Consider the following 20201-nt stretch of genomic DNA (forward strand, 5'->3'; position numbering starts at 1 on the left):
TTCTATGGTGGGGACCACACAGTGACGGCCGGCGCCGAGGCAGGCAGGGCATGAGGGAACCGCAACAGATCGACTACGCGGCGGTCTTCCAGGCCCTGCCCGGCATGGTGGCCCTGCTCACCCCCGAACTCGTCTACGTCGATGCCAACGACGACTTCGTACAACTGGCCGGGCGCCCCCGTGAGCAGCTGCTGGGGCGCTACATCTTCGACGTCTTCCCCGAGAACCCGAACGATCCGGCCGCGGCCGGCATGCGGGAGACCCGGGAGTCGATGCTGCGCGTGGTGGCCACCGGCGAACGCGACACCATGGCGGTGCTCCGCTACGACATCCAGGACGTCGAGCGGCCCGGCCACTGGCGGGAGCATTTCTGGAGCCCGGTCAACGCCCCCGTCCTCGGCACCGACGGACACGTGGCACTGGTCCTGCACCGGGTGGAGGAGGTCACCGAGCTCCTCCGCGCCACCGGCGTCCAGGCCGACAACAGCCGGGCGCGCGTGCTGGAGGCCGAGCTCTACACCCGGGCCCGGGAACTGCAGGACGTCAACGAGCGGCTGCGCACGGCCCACGCCCACGAACGCGAGGTCGCCCTCGCCCTGCAGACGGCGATGATGCCCACCCCGAGACACACCGGACAGCACCCGGCGGCCGTGCGCTACCGGCCCGCCGTCGGCGACCTGAACGTGTGCGGCGACTGGTACGACCTGGTGGACCTGCCCGTCGGCCGCATGGCGGTCGCCGTCGGCGACGTCGTCGGCCACGGCCTTGCGGCCGCCTGCGCCATGGGCCAGCTGCGCAGCGCCCTGAGTGCGGCCACGCGCGTCGCCGAGGGCCCGGCGCAGGCCCTGGAGGTCCTCGACATGTACGCCAGTTCCGTCGACGGGGCCGAGTCCACCACGGTGGCGACGACCTTCGTCGACTGGAACAGCCACACCATCACCTACAGCTGCGCCGGCCACCCGCCGCCCGCCATGCTGCGCTCCGACGGCACCGTGGTCTTCCTGGACCAGGCCACCGACCCGCCGATCGATGCCCGCCCCGACCGCGTCGAGCGCCCCCAGGCCCGCGTCCCCTTCGCCGAGGGAGACACCCTGGTGCTGTACACCGACGGCCTGATCGAGCGGCGCGACGAGGACATCGACACCAGTCTGGGCCGCCTCGCCGACTGTCTGGCCCGCCACGGCCGGACCGCCAGTGAGCCCCTGGCCGACGCCCTGCTGGCCGACCTCCTGCCCGCCACGGGCAACACGGACGACACCGCACTGGTCGTCGTCGGCCTGTGACCCGTTCGCCGGGCTGTGACCCATTCGCCGGACATGCGCGGGTCAGTACTGCACATGGCACCTCCGTCGTCCCCCAAAGCGCGAAAGACCTCCTCCTTTGACATCGTCGCGGGTCTTTGCGGCTAGGCCGCCTACGGATTCGCCGCAGTCCCACCCGTCTCTGAAGGAGGTACACCGCATGGTCGGCAGACATGCCGCGGGTACGCGCCGCGCAGCCCTGACCACACTCGGCGCACTCGTACTCGCCGGGCTCCCCGCCGCCGCGGAGGCCGCGCCGCCCCCCACGCCGGGGCCCGCGCGCACCACCACCGCCGCACACACGCTCGGCGCCGACAGGCCGTCGGCGCAGGTGCTGGGTGCGATGGTGCGCGACCTGAGGCTGACGCGGTCGCAGGCGGTCGCCCGGTTGGTCAACGAAGCCGAGGCGGGCACCCGTGCGGGGCGCCTCCGCAACGCGCTGGGCGGGCACTTCGCCGGGGCCTGGGTGAGCGGAGCGACCTCCGCCGAACTCACCGTCGCCACCACCGACGCGGCGGACGTGACCGCCATCCGGGCCCAGGGTGCGAAGGCCGCGGTCGTCAAGACGCCGTTGAGCACGCTGCAGACCGTCAAGGAGAAGCTGGACGCGGCCGCCCGCCGTGTCCGGAGCCGCGACACACCGGTCTGGTACGTGGACGTACCGGCGAACCGGGTCGTGGTCGAGGCGACGAGCCGGTCGGCCGCCACCGCCTTCGTCAGGGCCGCGGGCGTCGAAGGGCGGGGCGTGGCCGTGCGGGTGACGGCGATCCGGCCCCGGCTGATGACGGACATCGTCGGCGGTGACGCCTACTACATCAACGGCAGCGCCCGCTGTTCCGTCGGCTTCTCCGTGACCAAGGGCCAGCAGCAGGGCTTCGTCTCCGCCGGCCACTGCGGCACTCCCGGTGCGAAGACCACGGGCTACGACAAGGCCGACCAGGGCACGTTCCAGGCGTCCACGTTCCCCGGCAAGGACATGTCCTGGGTGGGTGTCAACAGCAACTGGACCACCACGCCCGACATCAAGGGGCAGGGCGGGCAGCGGACGCAGATCGCCGGCTCGGTTCAGGCACTGGTCGGGGCGTCGGTCTGCCGGTCCGGTTCCACCACCGGATGGCACTGCGGCACCATCCAGCAGTTGTCCGCGACCGTCGACTACGCCGAGGGCACCGTCCGCGGTCTGACCCGGACCAACGTGTGCACCGAGCCGGGTGACTCCGGCGGCCCCTTCGTCTCCGGCGCCCAGGCCCAGGGCGTCACCTCCGGGGGATCGGGTGACTGCACCAGGGGTGGGACGACCTTCTTCCAGCCGGTCAACCCGATCCTGAGCGACTTCGGCCTGACTCTGAAGACCGCGGCCGGCCAGGCCGGCACGCCGGCCCCTCAGGACGACGCGGCGCCTGACGCATGGTTCGCCGGTCGCGTCTACGAGGTGGGGACGACGGTGACCCACGCGGGCGTGCGCTACCAGTGCCTGCAGAGCCACCAGGCGCAGGGAACGTGGTCGCCGGAGGGCACTCCGGCCCTGTGGCAGCGGATGTAGCGGTCGTACGGCTCGCACGGCCGGTACGGCATGGCCCGTACGGCATGGCCGGTGCGGGGGCGCGGCTCCCGCACCGTCCGCCTCTCCCCTACGGCCCCAAGAGCTCCTACAGGTCCGCGAGGAGTTCGTACGCGATGGTGACGAACGGGTCGTGAGCGCGGAAGCGGCGCGTGCACAGTGCGGCCAGGGCCGTGCCGGTGTCCGGCCTGAAGCCCAGGAAGGCCTGCTGGCCCAGGGTGGCCCCGCCGTGGAAGTACATCGGTCCGGCGTCGGTCGGGTGCCGGAACCACGCCATGGTGTGCACGTGCACGTGCCCCGGACCACGTCGTAGCACCGGTGTGCGCACCGACCGCAGGGCGCCCGGCAGCTGGGAACCGGACGGGTCGAGGTGGGCTTCGAGGAAGGTGAGCAGGTCGTGCGGGGTGGCCCGGACGGCGCCCGCCGCCTGGAAGCCGCCCGCGTCGAAGGCGGGCACGGGTGTGCGGCCGTCCTTGCGGTGCCCCACGGCGTCGGTGTCCGGGCCACGGGCCCGCAGCGCGGTGTCGCCGAGGGCGAGCGGACGCAGCACGTACGCCGTGAGCAGGTCCTCCCACGGCGTGCCGGTCGCCGCCGCGACGGCGTGACCGAGCACGGCGACCCCGAAGTTGGAGTACCGCCAGCGGGTGCCGGGGCGGTGCCCGGATCGATGACGCAGGAACGCCTCGGCCACGCGCCCGGCCGGGTAGCGGGCGTAGGGGGCGGTGTGCCAGGCGGGCAGGGCCCGGACGTAGAAGTCGGCGGGCAGCCCGGGCAGTCCGGAGGTGTGGGTGAGGAGGTGGGCGAGCGTCACCGGGGACGCCTCGGTCCGCCGGGCCGGGTCCAGGCAGGCGGCGGCCGGCTCGCCGCCGGACAGCAGACCGCGCCGGATCAGCTGCGCCAGCGCCAGTCCGGTGAACGTCTTCGACGCGGACCCGAGTTCGTAGCGCAGGTTGTGACGGGGCGTCGGCGGTGGCGGGGCGGTGCCACCGCCGTGGAGGGTGCGGCGGCCGTGCCGGGAGACGGCGAAGACGACGTCGGGTGCGTCGACGGCGTCCACGGCCGTGGCCAGCCGCTGGTGCAACTCCGCGTCGGTGGCGCCCACTTCGTCGCTGCCGGGCCACTCGCCCGCCGGGAGGTCCGCCTCGTCGTGCGGGTCTCCCGGCCAGGGCTCGGGCCGGGCGGCCGCGAGGGTCCGAGTGGTCATGAGGGAGCGTGCGCCAGCTCGGTCAGGGCGCGGGAGGTGGCCAGTACGGAGGCGAAGGCGGCGACCAGTGTCGGGTGGTACACGAGGTCGAAGACCTCGTCGGGATCGCCCTCGGGCATGTCCCGTACGGCGGGCATGGCGCCGTCGGGCCGCTGCGCGGCGGCGAACGCCTCCCAGGCCCGCTCGTCGAGGGTGGGGCGGGGCAGACAGGCGTCCACGACGAGGAGTTCGCCGAGCAGGTCCCAGCGCTTCAGGTCCAGCCAGTCGTCGATCCAGACGGGCAGCCAGGTGGCGAGGTAGTCGGCGATGTCCGGCGGCAGCCCGTCGGGGTTCTCGCCCCAGTCGGTGAGGTGGAACACCGTGTGGGTGACGTCGTAGGCGATGTGCCCGGAGACCGTCCAGGGCTCGGGTGTGCGGGCCAGCCAGGTCGCGCCGACGAAGTCCGCCTCCGGCGGGCGGGGTGGGAGGCCGAAGCGGCGCTGGAAAGCGGACATTCCCAGGCGCCGGGTCGGGTCGAGTTCGAGGGACGCCCAGCTGCGGAGCCCGTGACAGAAGACGGTGGCGCGCTCCACCTCGGGCTCGCTGTACCCCAGTTCCTTGTAGGGGAGGTACACCTCGAACGGGACGGGTGAGAGCGGCTCGATGCGCTGCCCGCGTGCCAGCATGCGGCCGCCGTCCAGGGTGTGCCGCCAGGTGTGGTCCACCAACCGCCGTGCCAGTTCGGCCTGTTGTGATCCGGCGACGCCCTCGCGGAACAGAACCCGGCAGATCAGGGCGAGTTCGCCGACCGGTTTGAACCGCTCCAGGAAGCCCACTTCCGGATCGACGTCGACTTCCAGACGGAATCCGTCGCGATGGGCCCACAGCCACTCCAGGGCGCGGACGCCGACGGTGTGCAGGAGACGGGTGTCGGTCATCCGGGCACTCCTTCGGGACGGCCGGTGAGGCACTCGACCGTCAGAGCCGCCGCGAAGGCGGCCATCAGGGTGGAGTGGTAGCAGTGGACGAACTCCGGCTCGGCGTCTGATCCTGGTTCCTGACGGGGATCCGGGTCGTCGGCCCGGAGCGCGCCCGAGTCGTGTTGCGCCCGCGCGATCCGGGTCCAGGCGTCATGGAGCATCGCCGGATCGGGCGGGCGGGGCAGGCTCGCTGCCACGATCAGCAGTTCGCAGGCGAGGTCCCACATCCCCGCGTCCAGGCAGCCGTCGAGCCACGGCGGGAGCCAGTCGGCCAGGTAGGCGGCGAGGTCCGCGGGGACGCCGTGCGGGGTGCGACTCCAGTCGGTGAGGTGGAAGACGACGTGGGTGAGCGCGTATCCGGACGAGCGCTCGAACGTCCATGGTTCCGGCAGTCCGCCCAGCCAGGTGCGGTTCAGTGCCTGCGCGGCCTGCTCGGGCCGTTGGATGCCGCTGCGCCGCTCGGCGCCCAGCAGGCCGAGCCGGCGGGTCGGTTCCTGCTCGGTGAGCCGCCAGCCGCGGGTGCGGGCCACCGTCGCGGCCGCCGTCTCGTACCCGGCGTGCCGCAGCCCGGCACCGGCGAAGACGGAGTACACCTCCAGCGGGTACGTGGCGAAGGGCTCCAGCCTCTGCAGCTCCAGGAACAGCTCGCCGTCGTCCGTCTGCTGCCAGGCGAACGCCAACAGGTCGGACACGCAGGCGTGCAGCGGGTCCGAGGGCTCCGTGTGCAGACGCACGCCGGCGCAGGTCTGGGCGAGTTCGCCGAGCGGTTTCCAGGTGCGGTCGACCTGGCCGTCGGCGGTGAGGGCGTCGCCCTGGAGCGCGAAGTGGTCGCGGTGTGCGGTCACCCAGGCGAGCGCGGCGGCCTCCACGTCCCGAGCCGTCCGGGGGCCGGCTGCGGTCATACGAGCGCTCCGGCCCAGCGCATCGCCCGGGCCGCCTCCACCTGCAGCGCCACGCGCGGATCGCTGCCGCCCATCAGCTCCACGAAGTCCAGCCCGCTCTCCAGCCCGAGCGTGTCCGGCACGCCGTCCAGCAGGGTCAGCCAGCGTCCGGCGCCCGCGGCCTGCTGCCAGTCCCTGCGGCGCACCGCGCGTACGAAACCCCGGGCGACGTCGGCCGGGCGGCGTTGCGCCGCACGGGCCACCGCACCGGCCACCGCGCGGTCCTCGCCCGGCACCGCCAGCGGCGCCAGGACGGCGAGTTGGTGGGTCAGGACCTGCCAGGTCGCCCCGTCGAGCCAGCGGGCGTCGGGTTCCGCGTCCGTCTCATTCGTGTCCGTCCCATTCGCGAGTGCGGAGGGTGCGGTCGGGTCGAGTCCGCGCAGTGTGCGCCTCATGGCCCAGTGGCTCCACGTGACGGTGGGCGCCGCGTCGTCGCGGGGCGGGAAGGCCGTCACGGTCCGCCGGAACGCTTCGAGGGTCTCCGGGGCGGGTGGGTTCCGGGTCAGGACGTGCGGCAGGAGCAGGTCCGCTCCCAGTACGCGCACGGCGGCGAGGGCGAGGCCGCCCTCGGGGCCGTCGGGCGAACCGCTGCCGGGCAGCCCGACGTGGTCTCCGCCGCGGAGGGCGCAGACCACGTCGGACGAGAGGTCCTGCACCGCGCCCTGCAGGAGGGCGGAAGTGCCTGACTGCTCCATTCAGCTGCTCCCGTCGGCTCGCTCAGCCCTTCTTGGGGCGGGGGGTCGGCGGCGACAGCAGCAGCTTCGTCTCTCCGGAGAGAAGCGCCAGCGCGGCGCACTCGCGACTGTCACGGTAGACGCCGTCGGGCTCGGCGGGGTCGAGGGCCGACTCGATGTCGACGCTCTGGATCCCCGTGGGTTCCGCGACCGTCCTGTCCGTGGAAGGCATACGACCATCTCCTCTGGGTTGCCTACCAGTCCTCGTAACCCAGAGCACCACACCGCCACAGAGCGCGCAAATGGTCACATAGGCCGCATTGGTAACCCCTTCAACAAGGCGCCCGGGCCGCCCCCACTCAACTGGACATCCCCACGCACGTGTTGGCGCGCAGCTGCGGTGTCACAGGTATTCGGTGGCGGCGTCCAGCAGCCAGTCCGTGAGGTAACCGGCGAAGGACGAACGCACCAGCACCCAGAATCCGCCGCGGGGTTCGTCCCGGGCGACCAGCACGACCTGGGTACGGCCCAGGCTCGTCTGGGCGCAGCGTCCGGCGCCGAAGGCGCGCGGGTGCAGGTCGAGCGAGCAGCCGTGGGCCAGCAGGTCACGGGCCCGGGGGCCTGCGACCAGGAGCGTGGTGCGCTGGGCGGAGACGTCGGTGACGGACACGGCCTCGTCCGCGGCGGCCTCCCGGATCCGGCCCTCCAGGTCCCGCCGGCTGTCCGGCGGGCCCACCACCAGCCATTCGTCCGGGCCGAGCCACAGTGCCGTCAGCTCCCCCGCGCGGACGACCGTGTCGGGTTCGAGGGGCAGTTGCAGGCCCAGCGCGAGGCCGACCGCGTCCGCCGCTCCTCCCTTGGCGTCGAGGCGGACGTTCACCTGGGCCAGGAAGGGGAGTTCCGCCAGCCGTACCGCGCCCCGGGAGGCGCGTGTGGCGGCGGCGAGCCGGCCGGCGGCGTGTGCCAGGGGGCTGCGGGGCGGGGCGGAAAGCGTGGTGTCAGCCATCGCGGCGGGCTCCCTCGGGGTCGTAGAGGACGGGGCTTGCGACCGTCACCGGAACCAGCCGGTCGCCCACGGGTGCGTAGAGCCGCTCGCCGATGCGCTCCCGGCCGCCCTTGACCAGGGCCAGCGCGAAGGTGCGGCCGAGGACGACGCTGCGGTAGCTGGAGGTGACATGGCCGAGCATCGGGACGGGCGGCGCGGGCAGCACGCCCTCGGCGACCAGCTGTGTCCCCTCGGGGAGGAAGGTGCCCGGGTCCTCGGGGAGCAGGCCCACCAGGTGCTTGCGGTCGGGGCGGACGGCGTCGGCGCGGGCGAAGGAGCGCTTGCCGATGAAGTCGGGCTTCTTCTTCGACACCGCCCAGCTCATGCCGAGGTCCTGCGGGGTGACCGTGCCGTCGGTGTCCTGGCCGATGATCGGGTAGCCCTTCTCGGCGCGCAGGACGTGCATGGTCTCGGTGCCGTACGGGGTGATGCCGTGCGGGGCGCCGGCCTCGTACAGCGCTTCCCAGAGGGCGAGCGCCTCCCACGGTGACACGTTGATCTCGTAGGCGAGTTCGCCGGAGAAGCTGATCCGGCAGACCCTGGCCTCGATGCCCGCGACGGTCGTCTCGCGCCAGGCCATGAACGGGAAGTCGTCGTTCTCCACGGCGAGTCGGGGTGCGAGCGCGCCGAGGACCGCGCGGGATTCGGGGCCGACCAGGGCGACGGTGGCCCACTGTTCGGTCACGGAGGTGCAGTGCACCTTCAGGTCCGGCCACTCCGTCTGCAGCCACTCCTCCATCCAGTCCAGTACGGCGGCCGCGTTGCCCGTGGTCGTGGTGACCAAGAAGCGGTCCTGGGCGAGGCGGATGACCGTGCCGTCGTCGAAGACCATGCCGTCCGGGTGGCACATCACGCCGTAGCGGATCATGCCGACCTTCAGGTTGCTCATCATGTTGGTGTAGAGCCGGTCGAGCAGGACGGCCGCGTCCGGGCCCTGTACGTCGATCTTGCCGAGGGTGGAGGCGTCCATGAAGGCGACGCCCTCGCGGGCGGCGGCGCATTCGCGCAGCACGGCCGTCTCCATGTCCTCGCCGTCCTGGGGGTAGTACCAGGGGCGCTTCCACTGGCCGACGTTCTCGAAGAGGGCGCCGTGCGCAACGTGCCAGTGGTGCAGGGCAGTTGTGCGGACCGGGTCGGACAGCGCGCCACGGTCGCGGCCGGCCAGCGCGGCGAAGGAGACCGGAGCGTACGGGGGACGGAAGGTGGTCGTGCCCAGCGCGGAGATGTCCACGCCGAGCAGTTCGGCCACGACGCCGCTGGCCAGGACGCCGGAGGTCTTGCCCTGGTCGTTGGCCGTGCCGGCTGTCGTGTAGCGCTTGGTGTGCTCGACCGAGCGCATGCCTGCGCCCGTCGCGCGGGTCAGGTCGTCGACGGTGACGTCGCGTTGGAGGTCGACGAAACGGGGGGCGCCTTCCGCACCGGGCACGGTGAAGACCTGCATCGCAGGCGTCGGCCGCGGCTCGGCGGGCACCTGCGGGAGCGCGGGAGGACCGGCGGTGTAGCCCTCGGCCTCGATCGCCCGGGCCCCGGCCGCCGCGCCCTGCGCGACGACGGCTCCCAGCTCGAACACACCGCTCGCGCCGCCCGCGACCTCGACGGCCTGGCGGCAGGTGTCGGGAACGAAGGTGCCGAGGGTGTCGTCGTGGCGCAGCCTGCCGCCCGCCTGGCTGAACAGGTGCGCGACGGGGTTCCAGCCGCCGGAGACCAGCAGCAGGTCGACGGCGAACTCCCGTTCTCCCGTGGTCTTTCCGTACGGGGCGACGGTCACCGACGTCAGCCGCGCCCCGCCCTCCGTGCCGGTGACGGCGTGCCCCGCCAGCACCTCGATGCCGGCCGCACGGGCCCGCTCCGCCCACTCCCCCGGCTCCGCGCGGGTGTCGACGACCGCCGTGACGTCCACGCCGGCCCCGTGCAGGTCCAATGCGGCCGCGTACGCGCTGTCGTTGGTGGTGAACACGACGGCGTGGCGGCCGGGCAGGACCGCGTGACGGTTGACGTAGGTGCGGGCCGAGGCGGCCAGCATCACGCCGGGGCGGTCGTTGTCGGCGAAGGCCAGCGAGCGCTCGTGCGCTCCGGTGGCGAGGACGACGCGGCGGGCACGGATGCGGTGGACGCGCTCGCGGGAGACGTTGTCGGGGGCGGCGGCACCGAGGTGGTTGGTGCGGCGTTCCACGGCGAGGAGGTGGTTGTCGTCGTAGTAACCGAAGACGGTGGTGCGACGCAGGACACGGACGTCGGGGGCGGCGTCGAGCTGTGCGGTGATCTCGGCTGCCCAGTCCCGGAGTTCGCCGGTGCCGAGGAGGCTGCCGCCGGTCTCCGGCTGGTCGTCGGCGAGGATGACGCGGGCGCCGCTGCCGGCTGCCGCGGCCGCCGCCGCGAGGCCGGCCGGTCCCGCGCCGACGATCAGCAGGTCGCAGTGGGTGTGTACGGCGTCGTAGCGGGCGGGGTCCGGTTCGGTGGCGAGGCGCCCCTGGCCGGGGAGTCCGGTGGCGACCAGGCCGTCGTAGAGCTCGACGGTCGTGGCGGGGAGCATCGGCTCGGGGAAGGGTTTCTCGATCTGGACGACGGCGTTCGGTTCTTCGGCGCCGGCGGAGAAGATGCCGCGGGGGCGGCCGAGTTTGATGCTGGTCGCTGCGGCGATGACGCCGTTGGCCAGGAGGGCGGAGGCGAGGGTGTCGCCGCGGAAGCCCTGGTATCGGGTGCCGTCGAAGGTGAAGGTGAGGGGTTCGTCACGGTCGACTCGGCCGCCACGGGCCAGGCGGTGCGGTTGGCTCGCGAGGCGTGCTGGGGGCTCTGCCCGCAGACCCCCGGTCGGCCCTGAAGGGGCCTCGTCCTCGAACTCCCCCAGAGGGGCTGGATGTGCCGGACCCGGCTCAGGAGTGACCGCCTGCGAGGCAGGGGTGACCGGACCCGGCTCAGCAGTGGCCGGTCGCTCCTCCCCCGCCCGGTACACCGCCAGGAGTTCGTTCGTCGAGGTGTCCCGTACCGCGTTGAACCAGCGGCGGCAGCCCGCCGTGTGGCTCCAGCGTTCCGCGAAGGGGCCCTTGGGGTTGGCGCGGAAGAAGAGGTACCGGGCCCACTCCTCGTCGGTCAGGTCCGCGGGGTTCTCCGGGTACGGCACGTGGGCCTGGCCGCCGTAGTGGAACTCGGCCTCGTCGCGGGGCCCGCACCACGGGCAGGGGATGAGCAGCATGGGTTCGGCTCCCTAGTGGGCCACCGCGGCCGCGCCGTGCTCGTCGACGAGCGCGCCGGTGGTGAAACGGTCGAGCGAGAAGGGGGCGTTGAGCGGGTGGGGGGCGTCGTGGGCGATGGTGTGTGCGTAGACCGAGCCGACGCCCGGGGTGGCCTTGAAACCGCCCGTGCCCCAGCCGCAGTTGAGGTAGAGGTTGTCCACCGGGGTGAGGCCGACGATCGGCGAGGCGTCCGGGGTGACGTCGACGATGCCGCCCCAGGTGCGCAGGACATGGGCGCGGGCGAAGACCGGGAAGAGCTCCAGGGCCGCCGACATCTGCTCTTCGATGATGTGGAACGCGCCGCGCTGGGTGTAGGAGTTGTACGAGTCGATGCCCGCGCCCATGACCAACTCGCCCTTGTGTGCCTGGCTCACGTACACGTGCACCGCGTTGGACATCACGACGGTCGGGTGCACCGGCTCCAGCAGTTCCGAGACCAGCGCCTGCAGCGGATGGCTCTGGAGCGGGAGTTCGATGCCTGCCATGGCGGCGAGGACGGAGGTGTGGCCCGCCGAGCACAGCGCCACCTTGCCCGCCGCGATCGGGCCGCGTGTCGTCTGCACGCCGACCACCCGGCCGCCGACGATGTCGAGGCCCGTGACCTCGCAGTTCTGGATGATGTCGATCCCCGCGGCGTCCGCCGAGCGCGCCAGGCCCCAGGCGACGTGGTCGTGCTTGGCGATGCCGGCGCGCGGCTGGTAGGTGGCGCCGAGCACCGGATAGCGCACGTCCGGGGAGATGTTGACGATCGGGCACACCTCCCGGACCTGCTCGGCGTCGAGCCACTCGGCGTCCACGCCGTTCAGGCGGTTCGCCTCCACGCGGCGCACACTGTCGCGGACGTCCTGGAGGCTGTGCGCCAGGTTCAGCACGCCGCGCTGGGAGAAGAGGATCGGGTAGTCGAGCTCGTCGGCCAGGCCCTCCCACAGCTTGAGGGCATGCTCGTAGATGCTGGCGCTCTCGTCCCACAGGTAGTTGGAGCGGATGATCGTGGTGTTGCGGGCCATGTTGCCGCCCGCGAGCCAGCCCTTCTCCAGCACGGCCACGTGGGTGATGCCGTGGTTCTTCGCCAGGTAGTGGGCGGTGGCCAGGCCGTGGCCGCCACCGCCCACGACGACGACGTCGTACGAGCGCTTGGGCTCGGGCGTGCGCCACAGCCAGTCGGGGTGCTCGGGGAGCTCGGCGCCGGGGGTGCGGGGGCTCATCGGATGTCTCCGTGTGTGGACGGATCAGACAGGTGCGGGTAGAGCGGGTGCTTGGCCGCCAGCGCCTCCGTGCGGGTGCGCAGGGCGGTGATGTCCGGCTCCGGCTGGAGGGCGAGCGCGATCACGTCGGCGACCACCGCGAAGTCCTCCTCGGTGAAGCCGCGGGTCGCGAGCGCCGGGGTGCCGATGCGCAGGCCCGAGGTGACCATGGGCGGGCGCGGGTCGAAGGGCACGGCGTTGCGGTTGACGGTGATGCCGATCTCGTGCAGCAGGTCCTCGGCCTGGCGGCCGTCGAGTGCGGAGTCACGGAGGTCTACCAGGACGAGGTGCACGTCCGTGCCGCCGGTCAGGACCCTCACCCCGGCCGCCGCCGCGTCCGGTTGCGTCAGGCGCTCGGCCAGGATGCGGGCGCCGGCCAGCGTACGGGCCTGGCGTTCGGTGAACTCCGGTGACGCGGCGACCTTGAAGGAGACGGCCTTCGCGGCGATGACGTGCTCCAGCGGGCCGCCCTGCATGCCGGGGAACACGGCCGAGTTGATCTTTTTCGCCAGGTCGGCCTCGTTGGTGAGGATGACTCCGCCGCGCGGACCGCCGAGCGTCTTGTGCGTCGTCGTGGTGGTGACATGGGCGTGCGGTACGGGGTTGGGGTGCAGCCCGGCCGCGACGAGGCCCGCGAAGTGCGCCATGTCGACCATCAGCAGCGCGCCCACCTCGTCGGCGATCCGCCGGAAGGCCGCGAAGTCCAGCTGCCTCGGATACGCCGACCAGCCCGCGATGATCATCTTGGGGCGGTGTTCCTTGGCGAGCCGCTCGACCTCGTCCATGTCGACGAGGTTGTCCGCCTCGTCCACGTGGTACGGCACGACGTTGAGCATCTTGCCGCTGTAGTTGAGGCGCATGCCGTGGGTGAGGTGGCCGCCGTGCGCGAGGTCGAGGCCGAGGACGGTGTCGCCGGGCCGGAGCAGCGCGAAGAAGACGGCGGTGTTGGCCTGGGCGCCGGAGTGCGGCTGCACGTTGGCGTAGCCCGCGCCGAAGAGGGACTTGACCCGTTCGATCGCCAACCGCTCGGTGACGTCGACGTGTTCGCAGCCGCCGTAGTAGCGACGGCCGGGGTAGCCCTCGGCGTACTTGTTGGTCGCGACCGAGCCTTGGGCCTCCATCACGGCGACCGGTGCGAAGTTCTCGGAGGCGATCATCTCCAGGGTGGTCTGCTGGCGGTGCAGTTCGGCGCGGAGGGCCGCGTGGACCTCGGGGTCCAGCTCGGCCAGCGGGGTGTTCAGTGCGTTCATACGGCGTTCGCGTTCCTCTCAGCGGCCTCGACGACGCCTGCGAGCGTCGATCCCTCACCCACGAAGACGGGACATCGTCGGGTCGAACAACGGCTCCTCGGCCACGACCGCCTCGACCCGCTCGTCGAAATAGCCGAGGTGCAAGGTGGTCCCGGGAGCGGCGAGTTCACTCGGCAGCCACGCATAGGCGATCCCCTTGCCGATCGTGTAGCCGTACGCCGCGCTCGTGACGTAGCCGACGGCGCGATCACCGTCGTACACCGGTTCCTTGCCCATGACGACCGACCGTGGATCGCCGATGGTGAGGCAGGTCAGCTTGCGTCGTACGTCCGCCTTGCGCCGCTCCAGCGCCGCCTTGCCGATGAAGTCGTCCTTGTCGGGCTTGACGGCGAAGCCGACGCCGGCCTCGTAGGGGTCGTGCTCGTACGTCATGTCGGTGCCGAAGGAGCGGTAACCCTTCTCCAGGCGGAGGCTGTTGAAGGCGCCGCGGCCGGCGACGATGCCGCCGAGGGGCCTTGCCGCCTCCCACAGGGTGTCCCACAGCTTCTGGCCCTGGTCGGCGGTGGTGTAGAGCTCCCAGCCGAGCTCCCCCACGTACGACAGGCGCATCGCGGTGACGGGGACCGAGCCGATGTAGGCGCGCTTGGCGCGGAAGTACTTCAGGCCGTCACCGGAGAAGTCCTCGTCCGTCAGGGGCTGCAGGACCTTGCGGGCCAGCGGTCCCCACAGGCCGATGCAGCAGGTGCCGGGCGTGATGTCGCGGACCTGGACCGTGCCGTCGGCGGGGAGACGGCGGGTGAACCAGTCGAGGTCGAGGTTGCCGTTGGCACCGACCTGGAAGAGGTCGCGGGCCAGGCGGGCCACGGTGATGTCGCTGCGGATGCCGCCGTCGTGGTCGAGGAGCAGGGTGTACGTCACCGAGCCGACCGACTTGGCGACCTTGCCGGTGACCAGCCGCTCCAGGAAGGCGGCGGCACCCGGGCCGGTCACCTCCAGGCGCTTGAGGGCCGTCATGTCGTACATCGCGACGGTCTCGCGGGTGACCTGGGCCTCGGCGCCGACGATGGGCGACCAGTACTGCGCCGCCCAGTCGTTCGGGGTGGGGATGGAACGGCCCTCGACCAGGCCGGCGTTGGCCTCGTACCACTGCGGGCGCTCCCAGCCGTTCGCCTCCAGGAAGAAGGCGCCCTGCTCCTGCTGGCGGGTGTGGAAGGGGCTGGTGCGGATCGGGCGCGGCTTCCCGGACGGCTGGAGGGGGTGGAGGATGTCGTAGACCTCCACGAAGTTCTGGCAGTCGCGGGCCAGGACGTACTCCGGGGAGAGCTGGTGCGGCTCGAAGCGGTTGACGTCGCACTCGTGCAGGTCGAAGGACGAGCAGTGGCCGTCGACCAGCCATTCGGCCATGGCCCGCCCGACGCCCGCGGAGTGCGTGACCCAGACCGCCTCGGCGACCCAGAAGCCCTTGACGTCCGGGGACTCGCCGAGCAGCGGGAAGTTGTCGGTGGTGAAGGAGAACAGGCCGTTGATGCCCTCCTCGACCTTGGCCTCCTGTGTCGCGGGGAGCAGTGACTGCGTCTCGGTCCAGGCGGGGGCGAAGTCGTCCTCGGTGAACTTCAGGACGGACGGCATCTCGTCCGCCTCGTCGAAGGAGAGGATCTCGTCGGCGGTGGTGGGCATGGGACGGTGGCCGTAGTAGCCGATGCCTATGCCGTCGAAGCGGTCGCGGTAGTAGAGGTCGGCGTCCTGGTGGCGCAGGATCGGGCGCACCGCCTCCTCGGTCCGCCCCGCGAGCGCCGGGACCGGGCCGGTCCAGGCGAGTTGGTGGGCGAGCGGGGTCAGCGGGAGGTTCATGCCGGCCATGCGGGCGATCTTCGGGCCCCAGATGCCGGCGCAGCACACGACGATGTCGGCGGGGATCTCGCCCTGGTCGGTGAGGACTCCGGTCACCTCGCCGTCGGCCTTCAGCACGTCGAGGACCTCGTGGCGGGGCAGGACGCGCACGCCGCGATCGGTGGCCCGGCGGATCTGCGCCTCGACGGCGAGGACGGCCTTGGCGAGGCCGTCGGTCGGGATCAGGAGGCCGCCGAGGACCCGGTCCCGGTTGACCAGGGGGTGCTGCTCGACGCACTCGTCGGCGGTCAGCAGGCGGGCTTCGATGCCCCATGCGGTGATCCAGCCGTGGCGGCGCCGCAGTTCCGCGAGGCGCTCGGGGGTGGTCGCCACTTCGAGGCCGCCGACCTGCAGGAAGCAGGGCTTGCCGTCGACGTCGAGGGAGCAGAGCTTCTCGACGGTGTAGCGGGCCAGCTCGGTCATCGTCTTGGAGGAGTTGGTCTGGAAGACCAGGCCCGGCGCGTGCGAACTGGAGCCTCCCGTGGCGGGCAGCGGGCCCTGGTCGACCACGGTCACTTCGGTCCAGCCTCGCGCGGAGATCTCGTCCGCGAGGGCCGCTCCCACGACGCCCGCTCCGATGATCACCACTCGGGGTCCCGCCATCGCCGCACCTCCGAAATCAAAACCCTAGAGTTGCTGTCTGCGCAACATGGTTCAGGTTGCGCAACTCAATGTGCCTGTCGCGGGGAGGAGGTGTCAAGGGGTCCGTGACGTCGGAAAACGGCCCGCAGAACAGGCGGGAACACGGGCCGGAACACGGCAATGCCCGGCGGGCGGTGCGTACCTGCACGCACCGCCCGCCGGGCATGTTCGACCGGATTTCGCCCCTGGCTACTTGATCCAGGCGTCGACCTTGTCCTTGTTGGCCTCGACCCACTTCTTGGCCGCCGCATCGTCCGTCATCTTGTCCTGGGCGATGTACTTGGCGACCTCGTTCTGGTCGTCGTTCGTCCAGTTGAAGTTCTTCACCAGGTTGTAGGCGGGGCTGCCCGACTTGGCGAACTTCGTACTGACGATCTTGTTCAGGTTGTAGACCGGGTAGTCGCAGGCGACCTTCGCCGCGTCGGCGTCACAGCCCGTCTTGTACGCGGGCAGGCCGACCTTCTTCAGCGGGACCTCGGACAGGAACCACTGCGGCTCGTAGAAGTAGCCGATCACCCACTGCTTGTTCTTCTCGGCGGTGCGGAAGGCCTGGATCAGCGCCGTCTCGCTGCCCGCGTACACCACTTTGAAGTCCAGCTTCAGGTTCGTCACCAGCGCCTCGTCGTGGGTGACGTACGACGGGTCGCCGTCGAGGAGCTGGCCCTTGCCGCCCGACTCGGACGTCTTGAACTTCGACGCGTACTTGTTGAGGTTCTTGTAGTCGAGGATGTCGGGGTGCGCCTTGGCCAGCCACGGCGGCACGTACCAGCCGATGAGGCCTTTGTTGCCGGTCGGGCCGGCGTCCACGGCGGTCTTCTGCTGGTCCATGTACTTCTTCACCAGGTCGGGGTGTCCCCAGTTCTCCAGGACCGCGTCGACCTCGCCGGAGCCGAAGCCCTGCCAGGCGATCTCTTCCTTGAGGTTCTTCTTGTTGACCGTACAGCCGAGGTTGTGCTGGGCGACGTACGCGACGACCGCCGCGTCCGCCTCGTAGCCCACCCATGGGTTGACGGCCAGGTTGAAGGTGCCGCACTTGCCCGAGCTTCCCGAGCCCGCGGAGGAGCTGTCTCCGACCTTCGCCCCGCCGCACGCGGTGAGGGTGAGGCCGAGGACGGCCAGGCCGGCCGCGCCGGCTCGCCAGTGTCTTGCCATGGTGTCGTGCTCCTTAAGCGGTGGCGCGGCGCGCCGCGGCCTGAGTGATCCGGTCGAACATGACTCCGAGAAGGACGATGGCCAGACCCGCGGCAAGCCCCTTCCCGTACAGCTCCCCCCGTGCAAATCCGGCCACGACGTCGTAGCCGAGGGCGCCCGCACCTACCAGGCCGCCCACCACAACCATCGACAGCACGTAGATCAGGCCCTGGTTGGTCGCAAGCGTCAGGGCACTGCGTGACATCGGCAGTTGAACCTTGGTGATGATCTGCCAGGTGTTGCACCCGGCGGAGGTCGCCGCCTCCACGGTGGTCTCGGGCACGGCCCGGATCCCGTCCGCGATGATCTTCATGGCGACGGGGGCCCCGTAGACGATCGCGGCGACGATGGCCGTGAAGCGCGTGGGGCCGAACAGCGCGAGGAACGGCACGAGGTAGACGAAGGGCGGCATGACCTGGGCGGCGTCCAGGGTGGGCCGGATCAGCCGGTCCACCATCATGCTGCGGCCCATCCACACCCCGAAGACGATGCCGAGCACCATCACCAGCACCGTCGCGACGAGCGTCGAGGCCAGCGTGGTCATGGCGTCCGACCACAGCCCGGTGCCGACCAGCAGGCCCACGCAGACGGCCGTGGTGACCCCGGACTTCCAGCCGCCGAGCACCACGCCCAGCGCGACCAGCACCGCGCCGACGAGCCACCACGGGGAGTCGGTGACCAGCGTCTGGAACGGATTGAGCAGGCCGTTGGTGATGACGTCACGGATCGCGTTGGTCAGTCCCGAGAGGCTGTCCTGCGCCCAGTTGGTCGCACTGTCCGCCGCACTCGCGATGTGGCTGCCGACGGTGCCGTCACCGGGGAAGTCGGCTGCCCAGAGGTAGGTGCGCGACAGATAGATCAGGACCGCCGTGACGGCGGCGCCGGCGCCCAGCAGGGGCCGCCGCCACTTCGCGAAGTCGTGCTTGGCGTTGCGTGCGTTCTCCGCACGTGCGGCGGCCGCGGTGGTGACCCGGTCCAGGACGATCGCCATGACGACGATGGCGAGGCCCGCGTTGAAGGCCGTGCCGACGTCGAGCGACTGCAGCGACTGGAGGACGACCGGGCCGAGCCCGGGCGCGTTGATCAGGGCCGCGATGGTCACCATGGCCAAGGCGGCCATGATGGTCTGGTTGACGCCCATCACCACGGTCCGCTTGGACATCGGCAGCAGGACCTTCAGCAGCGACTGGCGGCGGGTGGCGCCGAGGGAGTCGGCCGCCTCGACGGTCGTCTTGGAGACGTTGCGGATGGCGTGCGCGGTGATGCGGATCGTCGGCGGGGCCGCGTAGATCACGGTGGCGATGGTGGCGGAGGCACCGCCGATGAGGAAGAACAGGGTCAGCGGTGCCAGGTAGACGAAGGTCGGCATCGTCTGCATGAAGTCCAGGAAGGGCGTGGCGATCCGGTTGAACCGGTCCGACAGCCCGGCCCACACACCGAGCGGGATCGCGAACAGCAGCGCCACGAACACCGCGGAGAGGGTGAGGGAGAGGGTGTCCATGCTCTGCTGCCACAGCCCCTGCAGCCCGAAGAAGGTGAACCCGGCCACGGCCAGCAGCGCGACCCGCCAGTTGCCCACGGCCCAGGAGACATAGCCGGCGATGCCGACGACGCCGAGCCAGCCGATCTCCGGGACCGGGCGGGCGCCGGAGGGCTGCGAGATCAGGTGCTGGACGAAGGTCACCAGGTTGTCGATGACCAGCCGGATCTCGTTGAAGAAGTACAGGAAGAGCGGGTTGGAGTTGCGGTTGGCGCCGATGGAGTCGTTGAAGTCGTTGATCCACCGGTGCAGATCGGTCAGGTCGGCCGCCGCCAGCGACAGGGTCTGCTTTCCGCGCAGTACGGCGAACAGCACCAGCCACACGACGAGGATCGCGCCGATCACCATGGGCCGGCTGACCTTGCGGGCGCCCTTGGCGGGCGCGGCCGGTTCGACGGCCTCCGTCTTCTCGGGTTTCTCCATGGCGACGGTCATCACGCGCCGCCTTCCCCGGCGACCACCGCGAGGATCTCCTCGTCGCCGACGATGCCGAGCAGCTTGCCGTTCTCGACGACCTTGACCGGCTTGTCGGCCGCCAGGACGGCCCGGGTGGCCTCCTTCACCACGACGTCCGGGCCCAGCTCGGGGCCGTCCAGCTCGTCGCCGTCCTCCAGCTCGCGCATGATCCACCGCAGGGTGAGCACGTCGCCCCGCGGCACGTCCTTCACGAACTCGCGTACGTAGTCGTCGGCGGGCGCGCCCACGAGCTCGTCACCGGTGCCGCACTGGACCATCTTGCCGTCGCGCATGATGAGGATGCGGTCGCCCAGCTTGAGCGCCTCGGAGAGGTCGTGGGTGATGAACACCATGGTCTTGCCGACCTCATGGTGCAGCCGGATGACCTCGTTCTGCATGTCCCGGCGGATCAGCGGGTCGAGCGCGGAGAACGGCTCGTCGAAGAAGAGCACGTCCGGGTCCCCGGCCAACGCCCTTGCGAGGCCGACGCGTTGCTGCATTCCGCCGGAGAGCTGGTCGGGGTAGGAGTTCTCGTAGCCGGAGAGACCGACCAGTTCGACGACCTCCAGGGCCCGCCTGGTGCGTTCGGCCCTGCTCATGCCGCGGATCTCCAGGCCGAAGCCCACGTTGTCGACGACCCGGCGGTGGGGCAGCAGCCCGAAGTGCTGGAAGACCATGGAGAACTTGCGGCGGCGCAGCTCCCGCAGGGTTTTGTCGTCCACGCCGCGGATGTCCTGGCCCTCGAAGACGATCTCACCCGCCGTGGGTTCGATCAGCCGGGTCAGACATCGCACCAGCGTGGACTTGCCGGAGCCGGACAGGCCCATGACGACGAAGACCTCGCCGGGCGAGACGTCGAAGTCGACGTCGCGCACGGCGGCGGTACAGCCCGTGCGGTCCATGAGCTCGCGGCGGGAGAGCCCGCACAGCTCCTCGGACTCCGGCACCCGGTCGGCCTTCGGCCCGAACACCTTCCACAGCCTGCGCACGGATATGACCGGAGTCCCCTCCGCGTCCTTGGGCGTGCCGCGCCGTTGCGCCACCTCGGTCTGTGTGGGGGTCACGATCGA

15 protein-coding genes are annotated in these 20201 nt (G+C 71.3%); 2 read left to right on the forward strand and 13 right to left on the reverse strand.

Annotated elements, in window-relative coordinates:
- Positions 1-50: 50 nt before the first annotated feature.
- Both ACYUED_RS04970 and ACYUED_RS04975 read left to right on the forward strand, forming a co-directional pair.
- Positions 51-1283: a PP2C family protein-serine/threonine phosphatase gene (locus ACYUED_RS04970; protein ID WP_491291104.1), complete on the forward strand. Its 1233-nt coding sequence runs from the start codon at positions 51-53 to the stop codon at positions 1281-1283.
- 178 nt (positions 1284-1461) lie between these two features.
- Entirely contained in the window at positions 1462-2844 is a 1383-nt protein-coding gene (locus ACYUED_RS04975) for an alpha-lytic protease prodomain-containing protein (protein ID WP_491291105.1), read from the forward strand.
- Between the two features lie 106 nt (positions 2845-2950).
- Here ACYUED_RS04975 and ACYUED_RS04980 read toward each other — a convergent pair whose 3' ends face one another.
- From ACYUED_RS04980 to ACYUED_RS05040, 13 genes are all read right to left on the reverse strand, one after another.
- Positions 2951-4066, reverse strand: coding sequence for a serine hydrolase domain-containing protein (locus ACYUED_RS04980; protein WP_491291106.1), 1116 nt, complete (start codon positions 4064-4066; stop codon positions 2951-2953).
- Positions 4063-4983, reverse strand: coding sequence for a DUF6895 family protein (locus ACYUED_RS04985; protein WP_491291107.1), 921 nt, complete (start codon positions 4981-4983; stop codon positions 4063-4065). The genes ACYUED_RS04980 and ACYUED_RS04985 overlap by 4 nt, the downstream gene beginning before the upstream one ends.
- Positions 4980-5927: a DUF6895 family protein gene (locus tag ACYUED_RS04990; protein WP_491291108.1), complete on the reverse strand. Its 948-nt coding sequence runs from the start codon at positions 5925-5927 to the stop codon at positions 4980-4982. The genes ACYUED_RS04985 and ACYUED_RS04990 overlap by 4 nt, the downstream gene beginning before the upstream one ends.
- Complete coding sequence (locus ACYUED_RS04995) at positions 5924-6661, reverse strand: hypothetical protein (RefSeq protein ID WP_491291109.1); 738 nt, start codon at positions 6659-6661, stop codon at positions 5924-5926. Before ACYUED_RS04995 ends, ACYUED_RS04990 begins: the two co-directional genes overlap by 4 nt.
- A gap of 22 nt (positions 6662-6683) precedes the next feature.
- The gene (locus tag ACYUED_RS05000) at positions 6684-6872 is read right to left on the reverse strand and encodes a hypothetical protein (RefSeq protein WP_266527274.1); all 189 of its coding nucleotides are present in this window, start codon (positions 6870-6872) and stop codon (positions 6684-6686) included.
- Between the two features lie 171 nt (positions 6873-7043).
- Positions 7044-7646 carry a sarcosine oxidase subunit gamma gene (locus tag ACYUED_RS05005; RefSeq protein WP_491291110.1) on the reverse strand — a complete coding sequence of 201 codons (603 nt, stop codon included), beginning with the start codon at positions 7644-7646 and terminating at the stop codon, positions 7044-7046.
- On the reverse strand, positions 7639-10878 hold the full coding sequence (locus tag ACYUED_RS05010) for a sarcosine oxidase subunit delta family protein (protein ID WP_491291111.1): 3240 nt from the start codon (positions 10876-10878) through the stop codon (positions 7639-7641). Before ACYUED_RS05010 ends, ACYUED_RS05005 begins: the two co-directional genes overlap by 8 nt.
- Positions 10879-10890: 12 nt before the next feature.
- Complete coding sequence (locus tag ACYUED_RS05015; protein WP_491291112.1) at positions 10891-12123, reverse strand: sarcosine oxidase subunit beta family protein; 1233 nt, start codon at positions 12121-12123, stop codon at positions 10891-10893.
- Positions 12120-13412 carry a serine hydroxymethyltransferase gene (gene glyA / locus ACYUED_RS05020; RefSeq protein ID WP_491291113.1) on the reverse strand — a complete coding sequence of 431 codons (1293 nt, stop codon included), beginning with the start codon at positions 13410-13412 and terminating at the stop codon, positions 12120-12122. Before glyA ends, ACYUED_RS05015 begins: the two co-directional genes overlap by 4 nt.
- Positions 13413-13466: 54 nt before the next feature.
- Positions 13467-15905, reverse strand: coding sequence for a GcvT family protein (locus ACYUED_RS05025; protein ID WP_491291114.1), 2439 nt, complete (start codon positions 15903-15905; stop codon positions 13467-13469).
- A gap of 228 nt (positions 15906-16133) precedes the next feature.
- Positions 16134-17096, reverse strand: a complete 963-nt coding sequence (locus ACYUED_RS05030; protein WP_491291115.1) for an ABC transporter substrate-binding protein — start codon at positions 17094-17096, stop codon at positions 16134-16136.
- A gap of 13 nt (positions 17097-17109) precedes the next feature.
- Positions 17110-19110 carry an ABC transporter permease gene (locus ACYUED_RS05035; protein WP_491291116.1) on the reverse strand — a complete coding sequence of 667 codons (2001 nt, stop codon included), beginning with the start codon at positions 19108-19110 and terminating at the stop codon, positions 17110-17112.
- Complete coding sequence (locus tag ACYUED_RS05040) at positions 19110-20195, reverse strand: quaternary amine ABC transporter ATP-binding protein (RefSeq protein ID WP_491291117.1); 1086 nt, start codon at positions 20193-20195, stop codon at positions 19110-19112. The genes ACYUED_RS05035 and ACYUED_RS05040 overlap by 1 nt, the downstream gene beginning before the upstream one ends.
- Between the last annotated feature and the right edge of the window lie 6 nt (positions 20196-20201).

It is taken from the genome of Streptomyces sp. DF42, from assembly GCF_058267695.1.